At 57.9% G+C, this 13,471-nt stretch carries 12 protein-coding genes; 10 read left to right on the top strand and 2 right to left on the bottom strand.

The annotated features are described in order from the left end of the window. Positions 1 to 18 precede the first annotated feature (18 nt). The 7 genes from AMM41_RS03830 (at position 19) to AMM41_RS03800 (ending at position 8,166) form a co-directional block, all read left to right on the top strand. A complete protein-coding gene (locus AMM41_RS03830) occupies positions 19 to 2,439 on the top strand; it encodes a DNA translocase FtsK (protein ID WP_089953167.1) in 2,421 nt (806 codons plus the stop codon). A gap of 71 nt (positions 2,440 to 2,510) precedes the next feature. Beyond that, the gene (locus AMM41_RS03825) at positions 2,511 to 3,131 is read left to right on the top strand and encodes an outer membrane lipoprotein periplasmic chaperone LolA (RefSeq protein WP_228769095.1); all 621 of its coding nucleotides are present in this window, start codon (positions 2,511 to 2,513) and stop codon (positions 3,129 to 3,131) included. 16 nt (positions 3,132 to 3,147) lie between these two features. Further along, positions 3,148 to 4,446: a replication-associated recombination protein A gene (locus AMM41_RS03820; RefSeq protein ID WP_089953163.1), complete on the top strand. Its 1,299-nt coding sequence runs from the start codon at positions 3,148 to 3,150 to the stop codon at positions 4,444 to 4,446. A 187-nt stretch (positions 4,447 to 4,633) separates the two neighbouring features. Beyond that, positions 4,634 to 5,563, top strand: a complete 930-nt coding sequence (locus AMM41_RS03815) for a branched-chain amino acid ABC transporter permease (RefSeq protein ID WP_089953161.1) — start codon at positions 4,634 to 4,636, stop codon at positions 5,561 to 5,563. 11 nt (positions 5,564 to 5,574) lie between these two features. After that, positions 5,575 to 6,651: a branched-chain amino acid ABC transporter permease gene (locus AMM41_RS03810; protein ID WP_089953159.1), complete on the top strand. Its 1,077-nt coding sequence runs from the start codon at positions 5,575 to 5,577 to the stop codon at positions 6,649 to 6,651. 11 nt (positions 6,652 to 6,662) lie between these two features. Continuing rightward, positions 6,663 to 7,448 (top strand): ABC transporter ATP-binding protein, encoded by a 786-nt coding sequence (locus tag AMM41_RS03805; RefSeq protein ID WP_228769081.1) that lies wholly within the window; start codon positions 6,663 to 6,665, stop codon positions 7,446 to 7,448. Position 7,449: 1 nt separating this feature from the next. After that, on the top strand, positions 7,450 to 8,166 hold the full coding sequence (locus AMM41_RS03800; RefSeq protein WP_089953155.1) for an ABC transporter ATP-binding protein: 717 nt from the start codon (positions 7,450 to 7,452) through the stop codon (positions 8,164 to 8,166). Positions 8,167 to 8,230: 64 nt separating this feature from the next. On the opposite strand, the gene AMM41_RS03795 is transcribed toward AMM41_RS03800, so the two are convergent. After that, positions 8,231 to 9,193, bottom strand: coding sequence for a Bug family tripartite tricarboxylate transporter substrate binding protein (locus tag AMM41_RS03795; protein ID WP_089953152.1), 963 nt, complete (start codon positions 9,191 to 9,193; stop codon positions 8,231 to 8,233). A gap of 129 nt (positions 9,194 to 9,322) precedes the next feature. Here AMM41_RS03795 and AMM41_RS03790 point away from each other — a divergent pair, with 129 nt between their 5' ends. Next, entirely contained in the window at positions 9,323 to 10,801 is a 1,479-nt protein-coding gene (locus AMM41_RS03790; protein WP_228769080.1) for an IS5 family transposase, read from the top strand. Positions 10,802 to 10,935: 134 nt separating this feature from the next. Here the strand turns inward: AMM41_RS03790 and AMM41_RS03785 are convergent, their stop codons facing one another. After that, a complete protein-coding gene (locus AMM41_RS03785; protein ID WP_089953150.1) occupies positions 10,936 to 11,976 on the bottom strand; it encodes a CDP-6-deoxy-delta-3,4-glucoseen reductase in 1,041 nt (346 codons plus the stop codon). 47 nt (positions 11,977 to 12,023) lie between these two features. Between AMM41_RS03785 and AMM41_RS03780 the strand changes: the two genes are divergently transcribed. Further along, on the top strand, positions 12,024 to 12,986 hold the full coding sequence (locus AMM41_RS03780) for an SDR family oxidoreductase (RefSeq protein WP_089953148.1): 963 nt from the start codon (positions 12,024 to 12,026) through the stop codon (positions 12,984 to 12,986). Beyond that, entirely contained in the window at positions 12,983 to 13,384 is a 402-nt protein-coding gene (locus AMM41_RS03775) for an RNA-binding S4 domain-containing protein (protein WP_089953146.1), read from the top strand. Before AMM41_RS03780 ends, AMM41_RS03775 begins: the two co-directional genes overlap by 4 nt. The last annotated feature ends 87 nt before the right edge of the window (positions 13,385 to 13,471 follow it).

Here is a 13,471-nt window from a genome sequence, read left to right as displayed (position 1 = left end):
AAGCTTAAGGCATCTGATATGACTTATTCACTGAATCATTTAAAAGCCGATGCGGCATCGGCCAACCAGCTTCCAGATTCAAGAAGCTGGTGGATTCGTTTTGCTCAGGAAATCTCTTTGATTTTTGGGGCACTGTTTTTGTTGATGTTGGGTTTGTCGCTGTGGAGTTACCACCCTCATGATCCTGCATGGTCCACATCGGGACAAACAGTTGTGGCTAAAAACTGGTTGGCCGGGGCCGGGGCATGGGTGGCTGACGTGGCCTACTTTTTGTTGGGTTTTTCGGTGTGGTGGTGTGTTGCCGCAGGTTTGAAAATCTGGTTGATGGCATTGGCTCGGTGGATTCGGGGTGGGGCTGCCGTGCAGGCCCAAGCCAAGGCTTCGCAGTTGAAGAATTGGCGCAGCAGTGCGCTGGTTTTCTGGGCAGGTTTGTTGATTCTCATGTTGTCCAGCACGGCCATTGAATGGTCGCGACTGCACCGGTTTGAAGCCCATTTGCCTGGGCACAGTGGGGGAGTTTTGGGTTACTTGGTGGGGCATTTGAGCGTCACTTGGCTGGGTTTTACCGGCTCAGCTTTGGTGTGCATTGTCCTGGCCTTGCTCGGTGCTGCCTTGGTTTTTCGTTTTTCATGGGGACAGTTGGCTGAGGGCATTGGGCGTTGGCTGGATGGATTGGTTCAGTCGCGTCATGTCAAGCGCGAATTGCAAGAGGATCTGGCTTTAGGGCAGCAGGCTTTGCGAGAAAGGGAACAGGCGCTGTCTCCTTTGGCCATTGAGCCGCGATGGGATGCAGACGTGCCTGCAGGGCTTGTTTCGAGTGCCCCGGCAGATTTGCCTTCTTTGTCTGAACCAGCTCCCGCTGCTTCGCGAGCACCTCGGGTCATCGAGCCTGCAGTGGTGGAGGTCCCGCGCAGTGAGCGGGTGGTGAAAGAGCGTCAGAAACCGCTCTTTAATGACTTGCCGGACAGCAAGTTGCCGCAAGTTGCTTTGCTCGACAGTTTGTCGATTCGGCAAGAAACGGTGTCCCATGAAACTTTGGAGATGACCAGCCGCCTGATTGAGAAGAAACTCAAGGACTTTGGTGTGGAGGTTCGTGTCGTGGCCGCAGCGCCTGGCCCGGTGATCACGCGCTATGAAATCGAGCCCGCCACTGGCGTTAAAGGCTCGCAGGTGGTGAATTTGGCCAAAGATTTGGCGCGTTCTCTCAGTTTGGTGTCGATCCGGGTGATCGAGACCATTCCGGGCAAGAACTTCATGGCGCTGGAGTTGCCCAACGCCAAGCGCCAGTCGATCAAGTTGAGTGAGATTTTGGGCTCACAGGTCTACAACGAAGCCAAGTCCATGCTGACCATGGGCCTGGGCAAGGACATCATTGGCAACCCGGTGGTGGCCGATCTGGCCAAGATGCCGCATGTGCTGGTGGCGGGCACCACCGGTTCGGGCAAGTCGGTCGGTATCAACGCCATGATTTTGTCCTTGCTTTACAAGGCCGAAGCTCGCGATGTGCGCCTTTTGATGATCGACCCCAAGATGCTGGAGATGTCGGTCTACGAAGGCATCCCTCACTTGCTGGCTCCCGTGGTCACCGACATGCGCCAAGCCGCGCACGGCCTCAACTGGTGCGTGGCCGAAATGGAAAAGCGTTACAAGTTGATGAGCAAGATGGGTGTGCGCAACTTGGCGGGTTACAACCAAAAGATCGACGAAGCCACCGCCCGCGAGGAGTTCATTTACAACCCTTTCAGCCTGACGCCGGACGATCCCGAGCCGCTCAAGCGCTTGCCGCACATCGTCGTGGTCATTGACGAGCTGGCCGATTTGATGATGGTGGTGGGCAAGAAGATTGAAGAGTTGATTGCCCGGCTCGCTCAGAAGGCCCGTGCGGCAGGCATTCACTTGATTTTGGCCACTCAACGGCCCAGCGTGGATGTGATCACTGGTTTGATCAAAGCCAACATTCCGACGCGCATTGCCTTTCAGGTGTCCAGCAAGATCGATAGCCGAACCATCCTGGACCAAATGGGGGCGGAAGCCTTGCTGGGCATGGGCGACATGCTCTACATGCCTTCGGGGACTGGCTTTCCGATTCGGGTGCACGGCGCTTTTGTGAGTGACGAAGAGGTGCACCGCGTGGTCAGTTACTTGAAGAGCCAAGGTGAGCCCGACTACATTGAAGGTGTGCTTGAAGGCGGCACCACAGACGATGATGGGGGCATGCTGGGCGAGGGTGATAACGCCGAAAAAGACCCGATGTACGACCAAGCCGTGGAAGTGGTCTTGAAAAACCGAAAGGCCAGCATTTCGCTGGTTCAGCGTCATCTCAAAATAGGCTACAACCGTGCGGCCCGTTTGGTAGAAGACATGGAAAAAGCAGGATTGGTCAGCGCCATGAGCGGCAGCGGACAGCGTGAAATTCTGGTGCCCGCACGGGCAGAATGAGACCGATGAAAAACAATTTTTGGCAGCGTCGCGCTGTGTTGGCATTAGGGGCCAAGGTTTCCTTGACCGCGATGGTCTTGACCTGCAATGTGACGGCCCATGCCGATGGTGTGGACTTGCTGGCCCAGTTCATGAAACAAACCCGAAGCGGGCGTGCTCAGTTCACTCAAGTGGTGACCTCACCCAGTCGGGCCGGTCAAGCGCCGCGAACCAAAACCTCCAGTGGCAGCTTCGAATTTCAGCGGCCTGGCCAGTTCCGATTTGATTACCGCAAACCTTTTGTTCAAACTTTGGTGGCCGATGGCCAGACATTGTGGTTGCATGACGTGGACTTGAACCAGGTGACAGCTCGCCCGCAGGCGCAAGTTTTGGGCTCGACTCCGGCGGCCTTGCTGACTTCAGCGTCGGATTTGCAGGCTCTGAAAAAAGACTTTCAGTTCTCGCCCGAACCCGATCGGGATGGCTTGCAGTGGGTTCGGGCTACGCCTCAATCGCCTGATGGGCAAATCCGCTCGGTGATGGTGGGCTTGCGTGCGGCCGTCAACGGGCCTGAGCTGGCGATGCTGGATGTGCAAGACAGTTTGGGGCAGCGCTCGGTGTTGAGCTTTGCGGCCTTCGAGTCCAATCCCTCGCTGCCTCCCGGCACCTTTGTCTTCAAGGCTCCAGCTGGGGCTGCCGTCATACGGCCTTGATCTGGGTGTGGTGACCATGACCGCGTTTCACTCGGGAACCCATGCCCCGTTGGCCGAGCGTTTGCGTCCACGCCATCTGGGTGAAGTCATCGGGCAGCAGCATTTGCTGGGCGAGGGCATGGCCTTGCGTTTGGCCTTTGAGTCGGGTCAGCCGCACAGCTGCATTTTGTGGGGGCCGCCTGGGGTGGGCAAAACCACCATCGCCCGCTTGATGGCGGATGCGTTTGATGCTCAATTTTTGAGCATCAGCGCGGTCTTGGGGGGCATCAAAGACATTCGTGAAGCTGTAGAGAAGGCCGAAGCCGCCCGAACGGGCTTGCACCCGCAACGCACCATCATGTTTGTGGACGAGGTGCACCGTTTCAACAAAAGCCAGCAAGACGCTTTTTTGCCGCATGTTGAGAGTGGCTTGTTCACGTTCATTGGCGCGACCACCGAAAACCCGTCTTTTGAAGTCAACTCGGCCTTGCTGTCTCGGGCAGCGGTGTATGTGTTGCAACCGCTGACCGAAGACGACCTGAGCCACATTGTGGTCAGAGCACAGGCCATTCATGCAATCCCTGTGATCGAGCCCGCTGCGCTGGCCCGATTGTTGGCCTATGCCGATGGCGATGCGCGTCGCTTGCTCAACACCTTGGAAACCTTGGCCATGGCAGCCAAACAAGAGGCCATCGATCCGGTGACCGACGCTTGGTTGATGCGGGTGCTCGGTGAGCGCATGCGCCGTTATGACAAAGGCGGTGAACAGTTTTACGACACCATCAGTGCCTTGCACAAATCGGTGCGAGGCTCAGACCCGGATGCTGCGCTGTATTGGTTCGTGCGCATGCTCGATGGCGGTACCGACCCCCGTTACATGGCCCGCCGCCTGATTCGCATGGCCAGTGAAGACATTGGCCTGGCCGACCCGCGTGCGCTGCGCATGGCACTGGATGCTGCCGATGTTTATGAGCGTTTGGGCAGTCCGGAAGGCGAGCTGACCTTGGCCCAATGCGTGATTTATTTGGCTGTTGCACCCAAGTCGAACGCTGCTTACAAAGCCTTCAAAGAGGCCAAGGCATGGGTTAAAAAAGACGGCACTCGCCCGGTGCCCATGCACCTGCGCAATGCGCCGACCCAGTTGATGAAAAACCTGGATTACGGCAAAGGCTACCGTTATGCCCATGACGAGGAAGATGGTTTTGCAGCAGGCGAGCGGTATTTGCCCGAGGGCATGCCTGATCCAGGCTTTTACAGACCTGTACGGCGAGGCTTGGAAATCAAAATCGCAGACAAACTGGAAGAACTGCGAAAGAAAAACGCAGCCACAGGGTAAGTCCTGACCGGTTTGAAGACTGACGGGATACTTTCTTTCACTACAATCCCGCCACCCCGCCAAAGGTTGCAATGATCTGGCGGGGTTTTTGCTAGTTGTCATGGATCACCCAAAAGGTGATTCTTGATGCAAGAACAACAACCGAAGCTACAACCCGTTAAGCGCGGGTTAAAACACGGAGAAATTTATGGACGTCTTCTTCCAGCAGGTCATCAACGGCCTGGTCATGGGCAGCATGTACGCCTTGGTGGCCTTGGGCTACACCATGGTGTACGGCATCATCAACTTGATCAATTTTGCGCACGGCGAGGTGCTGATGGTGGGCGCTCTGACGAGTTGGTCAGCCATTGGCATGATGCAAGGTGCCATGCCCGGCGCACCAGGTTGGGTCATTTTGATTTTGGCGACCTTGATCGCCTGCGTGGTCGCTGTGGTCCTGAATTTCACGATTGAAAAAATCGCTTACCGACCCCTGCGCAACAGTCCTAAATTGGCCCCCTTGATCACCGCCATTGGCATGAGCATCTTGCTGCAGACCTTGGCCATGATCATCTGGAAGCCCAATTACAAGGCTTACCCTACTTTGCTGTCGAGCACGCCCATCAACATGGGGGGTGTGGTGATCACGCCGACTCAGATCATGATTTTGGGCGTCACAGCCGTGTCCCTGGCTGTGTTGATGTGGTTGGTCAATTACACCCGCTTGGGTCGCGCCATGCGGGCCACTTCTGAGAACCCTCGTGTAGCCGCTTTGATGGGCGTCAAGCCCGACATGGTGATTTCTGCCACGTTTGTGATTGGCGCCATCTTGGCAGCGATTGCGGGTGTGATGTACGCCTCCAATTACGGTACGGCACAACATGCCATGGGTTTCTTGCCAGGCCTCAAAGCCTTCACCGCAGCGGTGTTTGGCGGCATTGGCAACTTGTCCGGCGCGGTGATTGGCGGCATATTGTTGGGCCTGATCGAAGCCATTGGTTCCGGCTACATCGGTTACCTCACGGGGGGTGTGCTGGGCAGCCACTACACCGATATTTTTGCGTTCATTGTCTTGATCATCGTGTTGACCCTGCGACCCTCGGGCCTCATGGGTGAACGTGTGGCCGATCGCGCTTGATGGAGGTGAGCATGAAAAACAACAAAACACTTCAATACATCTTGATCGGTGCAGCGCTCATCGCCTTGCCCCTGGTCCTTCAAATCTTCGGCAACGCCTGGGTGCGCATTGCCGACATGGCCTTGCTTTATATTTTGCTGGCCATTGGCTTGAACATTGTGGTGGGCTATGCCGGTCTGCTGGACCTGGGTTATGTGGCCTTTTTTGCGGTGGGGGCCTACATGTACGGCCTGCTTTCATCGCCGCATTTGACCAATACTTTTGCATGGATCGCCGCTGCCTATCCGAACGGCATGCACATGCCCATTTGGCTGATCGTGCCCGTGGGCGCGGCCTTGGCGGGTATCTTTGGCATGTTGCTGGGTGCACCCACGCTCAAGCTGCGAGGCGATTATCTGGCCATCGTGACCTTGGGCTTTGGTGAAATCATCCGTGTGTTCATGAACAACCTGGATCACCCGGTCAACATCACCAACGGACCCAAGGGCCTGGACCAAATCGACCCGATTTCGATTTTTGGTCTGAACCTGGGTAAAAAGCTGATGATTGGTGATTTCGAGATCGCTTCGGTCTCGCTCTATTACTACTTGTTCCTGAGCTTGGTGCTGGTCACGATTTTGATCTCGCACCGCTTGGAGGTGTCCCGCATTGGCCGTGCCTGGATGGCGATCCGTGAAGACGAAATCGCCGCCAAAGCCATGGGCTTGAATACCCGCAACCTCAAGCTGCTGGCTTTTGGCATGGGCGCAACCTTTGGTGGTGTCTCGGGTGCCATGTTTGCGGGCTTCCAGGGCTTTATTTCGCCCGAGTCCTTCAGTCTGATGGAGTCGGTGATGATCGTGGCCATGGTGGTGCTGGGCGGCCTGGGTTATTTGCCTGGTGTGATTTTGGGCGCTATTTTGTTGTCGGCTTTGCCCGAAGTCTTGCGTTACGTGGCAGGTCCTTTGCAAGAGATGACGGGTGGCCGTTTGGATGCCTCCATCATGCGTCAATTGTTGGTGGCGCTGGCCATGATCGTGATCATGTTGATGCGTCCTCGCGGGCTGTGGCCTTCGCCTGAGCATGGCAAATCGCTCAAGACGAAATGAAGGAGCAGAACATGAATCCAACAGCCAACAAAGACACCGTCCTCAACGTCTCGGGCATTTCCAAGCGATTTGGCGGACTGCAAGCCCTCACCGATGTGGGCATGACCATTCAACGCGGCCAGGTGTATGGCCTGATTGGCCCCAACGGCGCAGGCAAGACCACCTTTTTCAACGTGATCACGGGCCTGTACACACCAGACAGCGGCACTTTTGAGTTGGCGGGCAAGCCTTACCAACCCACCGCAGTGCACGAAGTGGCCAAGGCGGGCATTGCCCGCACGTTCCAGAACATTCGTTTGTTTGCCGAAATGACAGCCCTCGAAAACGTGATGGTCGGCCGCCATGTGCGAACCCATTCGGGCTTGCTGGGTGCGATTTTCCGCACCCCCAGTTTCAAGGCGGAAGAAGCTGCGATTGCCCAGCGTGCACAAGAGTTGCTCGACTATGTCGGTATCGGCAAATACGCTGACTTCAAGGCCCGAACGCTGTCTTATGGCGACCAGCGTCGCCTGGAAATCGCCCGCGCTTTGGCGACTGATCCCCAGCTCATTGCCCTGGATGAACCTGCAGCTGGCATGAACGCGACCGAGAAAGTGCAGCTGCGCGAGTTGATCGACCAGATCCGCAAAGACAACCGCACCATCTTGCTGATCGAGCACGACGTGAAGCTGGTCATGGGCCTGTGTGACCGCGTCACGGTGCTCGACTACGGCAAGCAAATTGCCGAAGGCACGCCTGCCGATGTGCAGAAGAATGAAAAAGTGATTGAGGCCTATCTGGGCACGGGAGGGCACTGAGATGGCCAATGTTTTTTTGAAAGTCAAAGACCTGCAAGTCGGCTACGGCGGCATTCAGGCGGTCAAGGGCGTCAGCCTTGAAGTGCGCGAAGGCGAGCTGGTCTCGCTGATTGGCTCCAACGGTGCGGGCAAAACCACCACCATGAAAGCGATCACCGGCACCTTGCCTTTGCAAGCAGGCGACATCGAGTACTTGGGCAAAAGCATCCAGGGCCAAGGCCCTTGGGATTTGGTCAAGCAAGGCCTGGCCATGGTGCCGGAAGGCCGTGGCGTGTTCACCCGCATGACCATCACCGAAAACCTGCAAATGGGCGCTTACATCCGTTCGGACACCGCAGGCATTGCCGATGACATCGAAAAGATGTTCACCATCTTCCCGCGTCTGCGCGAGCGCAAGGACCAGTTGGCGGGAACCATGTCCGGTGGTGAGCAGCAGATGCTCGCCATGGGCCGCGCCCTGATGAGCCGCCCCAAGGTTCTCTTGCTCGATGAGCCGTCCATGGGTTTGTCGCCCATCATGGTCGACAAGATCTTTGAAGTGGTGCGAGATGTGTACGCCCAGGGCGTCACGGTGCTGCTGGTGGAGCAAAACGCCAGCCGTGCGCTGGCGATTGCCGACCGGGGTTACGTGATGGACTCAGGCCTCATCACCATGACCGGTGTAGGCAAGGACATGCTCGAAGACCCCAAAGTGCGTGCAGCCTATCTGGGTGAGTGAGCCGCGCTCAGATCAGCAAAAAGCCCGGCATGCCGGGCTTTTTGCATTCTGGGTCAGAGCGCTCTCAATCCACCCGTGCGCCGCTGGCCTTGACCACGCTTTCGTAGCGTGTCAGCTCCTTCTTCATGAAGGCGCCAAACTGTTCTGGTGTGTTGCCTACGGGCTCTGCCAGCAGTTGGCCGAAACGGGTTTTGGTCTCAGGGGTTTGCAGCGCTGCGACAAAAGCCTTGTTCAGCCGATCCACCACATCGCGGGGTGTGGCCGCAGGTGCGACCAGCCCCCACCAGGTGTCGATTTCAAAATCCTTGAGCGTTTCGCTCATGCTTGGAATGTCGGGCAGGGCGCTGCTGCGCTGTCCTGTGGTCACGGCCAGGGCTTTGAGTCGTCCGGACTTGATGTTGGCCGCTGCCGTGGCCAGGTTGTCGAAGTTGAAGTCGACTTGGCCCGACAACAAAGCCAGCTGTGCGGGGTTGCCGCCGTTGTAGGGAATGTGCACCGCAAAAATGCCCGCTGCTCGCTTGAACATTTCACCCGCAAGGTGACCGGCGCTGCCGTTGCCACCTGAGCCAAAGTTCAACTTGGCGGGGTTGGCTTTGGCATAAGCCACCAAATCGGCCAAGGTGTTGATTTTCAGGCGCTGCGCGGTCTCGGCGTTCATCACCAGCACGTTGGGCACACGCAGCATTTGCGTGATGGGCGCAAAGTCGCGGCTCGCGTCGTAGGGCATCTTGGCAAACAGCCAGGGGTTGATGGCGTGTGTGGCCGTGGCTGCGATGCCGATCGTCAGGCCATCGGGCGCAGCTTTGGCCACCAAATCAGCGCCCAGGTTGCCACCCGCGCCGGGACGGTTCTCGATGATCACGGTGCCCAGGCTGTCTTTCACCCGCTCTGCCAAGGCCCGTGCCGTAACGTCAATCGGACCGCCCGGTGCATAGGGCACGATGATGCGGATGGGTTTGGCTTGTGCCCATGCAGGGGCGGCCACACTGGCGGCGATGGCACTCAGGCAAAAATCACGGCGTTGCATGGTAAGTCGTCGCCCCTGAGAAACCCCTGGGACCCGCATGAATGCTGGCTTTCAGGGTCATTCCCAATTCTCAAAACTCCCACATTGATATTCAATTGAGCCTGTTTTCTGGGAGTTCTTGAGGCCCATATGTCCATCACCGCCGATTTCTTTCGCAACCGCCTCGATCAAATGATCGACCTGCGTCATCCATTGGCCGTTTTGGCCAACCGCATGCCTTGGCAAGAAATCGAAGCTTCTCTGGCCCACCTCTTTGCCCGCCAAGTGCGCGCTGGCAAGAAGATCGAAGATTCGGACTTGTTTGGCGCAACCGAAGTGATTGCCGGTGCTGGCGTCTCCAAAGCCGGTCGCCCCCGCTTGCCCACCCGCCTCATGGTCGCCCTGCTGTACCTCAAACACGCCTTCAACGAAAGCGATGAAGACGTCATCCAGCGCTGGGGCGAGACGCCCACTTGGCAGTACTTTTCTGGCAACGAATACTTTGAACACCGCTGGCCTTGCGACCCGACCCAACTGGTCAAGTTCCGCAAGCTGCTGGGCGAAGAAGGCGTCGAGGAACTCCTGGCCCGCACGGTAGAGGTGGCCGTGACATTGAAACTGATTGCCAAGAAAGAACTCAGTCAAATCATTGTCGACTCCACTGTTCAAGAGAAAGCCATCGCTCATCCCACCGACAGCAAGTTGTTGGAGACCGCTCGCGTCAAATTGGTCGAAGCGGCCAAGGCCCAAGGGATCGAGCTCAAGCAAACCTACGTCAAAGAGGGACAACTGCTGGGATACAAGGCTGGGCGCTACGCCCATGCCCGTCAGTTCAAACGCATGCGCAAGGCCATCAAACGCCAAGCCACCATCGTGGGCCGATTGCACCGCGAGATCGCACGCAAGATGACGACCTTGAGCCAAGCCGTTCAAGACGCTTTGGGAGTGAGCATCGACAAAGCCAAAAGGCTGATCGCCCAGTCGCGCAGCAAAAAGGCGCAAGACAAACAACCCAAGCTGTACAGCTGGCACGCCCCGGAAGTGGAGTGCATCTCCAAAGGCAAGAGCCGCAACCCGTATGAATTTGGTGTGAAGGTGGGCATTGCCACCACACTCCAAGGCACTTTGATCGTGGGTGCCAGAGCCTTCCCAGGCAATCCGTACGACGGACACACGCTCAGCGAGCAAGTGGAACAAGTCAGCATCCTCATGCAAGCACTGGACACCAAGCCGAACAAGGCGATCGTTGACCTGGGCTACCGGGGGGTGGACAAAGCCAACCCAGACATTGACATCAAGCACCGGGGCAAATTCAAAAGTCTGACGGATGAAGACAAAAAAGATCTCAAGCGCCGACAAGCCATCGAGCCCATCATTGGACACTTGAAAGCAGATCACCGAATGAACCGGTGCCACATGAAAGGGTCACTGGGCGACAGTTTGCACGCGGTGCTGTGCGCAGCCGGTTACAACATTCGGTGGCTGCTGCGCATGATCGTAAAAAAGGGCATCAGCCTTTTTTTGCGCCTGCTTTTGTCCACCAGTTTGGGGGCGTTGGGCCACCGATTGCGGCAGTTTTTTATGGGTCCCTCGGTCAAGTCCGGATCAATGAACTTGACGCTGGTCTGAAAGTGAATTTTTCAGGGACGACTAAGTCCTTTTTACTTGGTCGGCGGCTTCAGCTCCGACGTGAACCTCGGCAGAAACCCAAAGTGTCGGAGTTAAAGCTCCGACTTACAGGGAGCGGTATCGGAGTCAAGAGCTCAGCCCTTGGCCTTGTCGGCCTCAGACGTGAACGAATCGGCGTAAAACTCTTCTTCGGGCAAATGGCCGAGCGCCACATAGTCGCGTTTGGCCGAGTCCACCACGATGGGAGCTCCGCAGGCATAAACCTGGTGGCCCGACAGATCGGGGAAGTCCTGCAACACGGCCTGGTGCACAAAGCCGGTGTGGCCAGTCCACTGGTCTTCGGCTTCGGCGTTCGAGATCACGGGCACATATTTCAGGTTGGGCATTTCGGCCAAGCGGGCTTCCACCCAGTCGGCCATGTACAGGTCAGAAGGGCGGCGGCCACCCCAGTACAGCGTGGCGGTGCGGGTGATGCCCCGGTGCTGCATGTGCTCGATCAGCGCCTTGATGGGCGCAAAGCCCGTGCCCGAGGCCAACAGCACGATCGGCTTGTTGCTGTCTTCGCGCAGGTAAAAACTCCCGTACGGGCCTTCGGCACGCAGGATGTCTTTTTCCTTCATGGTGGTGAACACCGGGTCGGTAAACTTGCCGCCCGGCATGTGGCGGATGTGCAGCTCCACCGTCGGGGGTGCCACTTCGAGGGTGTGTGGGGCGTTGGCCATGCTGTAGCTGCGGCGCGAACCGTCACGCAACAAAAACTCGATGTACTGGCCCGCGTGAAACTTCATCACGTCGTTGGCGGGCAGTTGCAGTTTCAGCACGATCACGTCGTGTGACTTTTTCTCCAGGCTGACCACGCGCACCGGCATCTTTTTGACGGGCAGGCCGCCTTCAGCCGTGACTTGTTTGGATTCGAGCACCACATCGCTTTGGGCGGTGGCGCAGCAGGTCAGCACCAGGCCTTGGGCTTCTTCCTCGTCACTCAGGGCTTTGGCTTGGTGGGGGCCATGCACCACGGTGCCCGAGATTTTTTTGCATTTGCAGGAGCCACAAGCGCCGTCTTTGCAGCCATAAGGCAGGCCAATGCCTTGGCGAATGCCCGCGGCAAGCAGGGTTTCGTTGTCGTCTGCGCTGAAGCTGCGGCCGCTGGGCTGCACGGAAATTTGAAAGCTCATCTTTTCGGTATCCTAGAGGGTGTGAATATGACCCGGAACCCCTGATTTTGCCTTCAAACCAAACCCCCTTGGGCGCACGGCCTGCCCGCTTTCGCCGCCAACGTGTTTTGATCGTGGGCTGTGGTGACGTGGGCCTGCGCACAGCGGGCCAATTGGGTGCGCCGCTCACCCCGCGTGTACGCCTGATGGCACTGACCTCATCGCCCGAGCGCGTACGGCTGCTTCGGGCCTGCGGCATCACCCCTTTGAAGGGCAATCTGGACGATGCGGCCAGTTTGAAGCGTTTGGCGGGCATCGCGCATCGGGTGATCCACCTGGCACCGCCGCCTTCTGACCGCCAAGGTGCGAACGACCGCGATCCGCGCAGCCTGGCCTTGGTGCGAGCCCTGCGCTTGCGCACACCGCCCCAAGCCTTGGTTTATGGTTCTACCACGGGTGTTTATGGCGACTGCGGGGGGCAGCAGGTGGACGAAACCCGGACGGTGAACCCCCACACCCCCCGCGCCCAGCGCCGGGTCGATGCCGAAAACCTGATGCGGTTTTTGGGGCGCAGCGGCGTGCGCGTGAGTGTGTTGCGCATTCCTGGCATTTACGCGCTTGACCGTGAAGGTGGCACCCCGCGTGAGCGCTTGCTCAGGGGCACGCCCGTGTTGGTGGCCAAGGAAGATGTGTACACCAACCACATCCACGCCAACGATCTGGCCCGCGCCTGTGCCGCTGCCTTGTGGCGTGGCAAGCCTCAGCGTGTGGTCAATGTCACCGACGACACCGATCTGAAGATGGGCGAATACTTTGATTTGGCGGCAGGTCTGTATGGCTTGCCTAAACCGCCTCGCATATCGCGCAACGACGCCAACAACGCGCTGCCCTTGATGTTGCTGAGCTTCATGAACGAGTCGCGCCGTCTGGACAACACCCGGATGAAGCGGGAGCTGCGTCTGAAGCTGCACTACCCGCATGTGCGTGACGGCTTGAGCCCCCAGGGCGCTTTGTTTTCGGGGGCGTCATGAACGCCCTGCGCATCGACAAATGGTTGTGGGCGGCACGCTTTTACAAGACCCGCAGCTTGGCCAGCGATGAAATCGGCAAAAACCGCGTGCAGGTCAATGGGCAGGATGCCAAGGCGTCCAAAGAAGTCAAACCTGGCGATACGGTGTGCCTGCGGCAAGGCGCTGTCGAGCGAACGGTCGTGGTGCAGGCCTTGAGCGGTGTGCGTGGCCCGGCACCTGTGGCGCAGCTGCTGTACATAGAAACCCCGGAAAGCATCGCGGCCCGCCAAAAAGCCGCCGAGCAACACCGCCTTGCCCGCGAGCCTGCACTCAGCATCGAACAAGGCCGTCCCACCAAACGCGACCGCCGGCAAATCGAGCGCAATTGGAACGACCGATGGAGTGCGGGGATTGATTGATGGCAGGCCCTCAGCATTGGATTGCAAAACTTCCCGAAGAACACCCCGGATGCGGCATGGATGCATCAAGGCAAGGTGTGGGAAATG

The sequence above is a fragment of the Limnohabitans sp. 2KL-3 genome (assembly GCF_001269405.1).
In the GTDB taxonomy this organism is placed as follows: domain Bacteria; phylum Pseudomonadota; class Gammaproteobacteria; order Burkholderiales; family Burkholderiaceae_C; genus Limnohabitans_A.
The sequence above is the reverse complement of the archived record's forward strand: the minus strand, read 5'-3'. Positions and strand labels throughout refer to the sequence as shown.

Bases quoted from the DNA above. Each gene is read 5' to 3' on its own strand.
- AMM41_RS03830 (WP_089953167.1), top strand. From the start codon at position 19: ATGACTTATTCACTGAATCATTTAAAAGCCGATGCGGCATCGGCCAAC.
- AMM41_RS03825 (WP_228769095.1), top strand. From the start codon at position 2,511: ATGGTCTTGACCTGCAATGTGACGGCCCATGCCGATGGTGTGGACTTG.
- AMM41_RS03820 (WP_089953163.1), top strand. From the start codon at position 3,148: ATGACCGCGTTTCACTCGGGAACCCATGCCCCGTTGGCCGAGCGTTTG.
- AMM41_RS03815 (WP_089953161.1), top strand. From the start codon at position 4,634: ATGGACGTCTTCTTCCAGCAGGTCATCAACGGCCTGGTCATGGGCAGC.
- AMM41_RS03810 (WP_089953159.1), top strand. From the start codon at position 5,575: ATGAAAAACAACAAAACACTTCAATACATCTTGATCGGTGCAGCGCTC.
- AMM41_RS03805 (WP_228769081.1), top strand. From the start codon at position 6,663: ATGAATCCAACAGCCAACAAAGACACCGTCCTCAACGTCTCGGGCATT.
- AMM41_RS03800 (WP_089953155.1), top strand. From the start codon at position 7,450: ATGGCCAATGTTTTTTTGAAAGTCAAAGACCTGCAAGTCGGCTACGGC.
- AMM41_RS03795 (WP_089953152.1), bottom strand. From the start codon at position 9,193: ATGCAACGCCGTGATTTTTGCCTGAGTGCCATCGCCGCCAGTGTGGCC.
- AMM41_RS03790 (WP_228769080.1), top strand. From the start codon at position 9,323: ATGTCCATCACCGCCGATTTCTTTCGCAACCGCCTCGATCAAATGATC.
- AMM41_RS03785 (WP_089953150.1), bottom strand. From the start codon at position 11,976: ATGAGCTTTCAAATTTCCGTGCAGCCCAGCGGCCGCAGCTTCAGCGCA.
- AMM41_RS03775 (WP_089953146.1), top strand. From the start codon at position 12,983: ATGAACGCCCTGCGCATCGACAAATGGTTGTGGGCGGCACGCTTTTAC.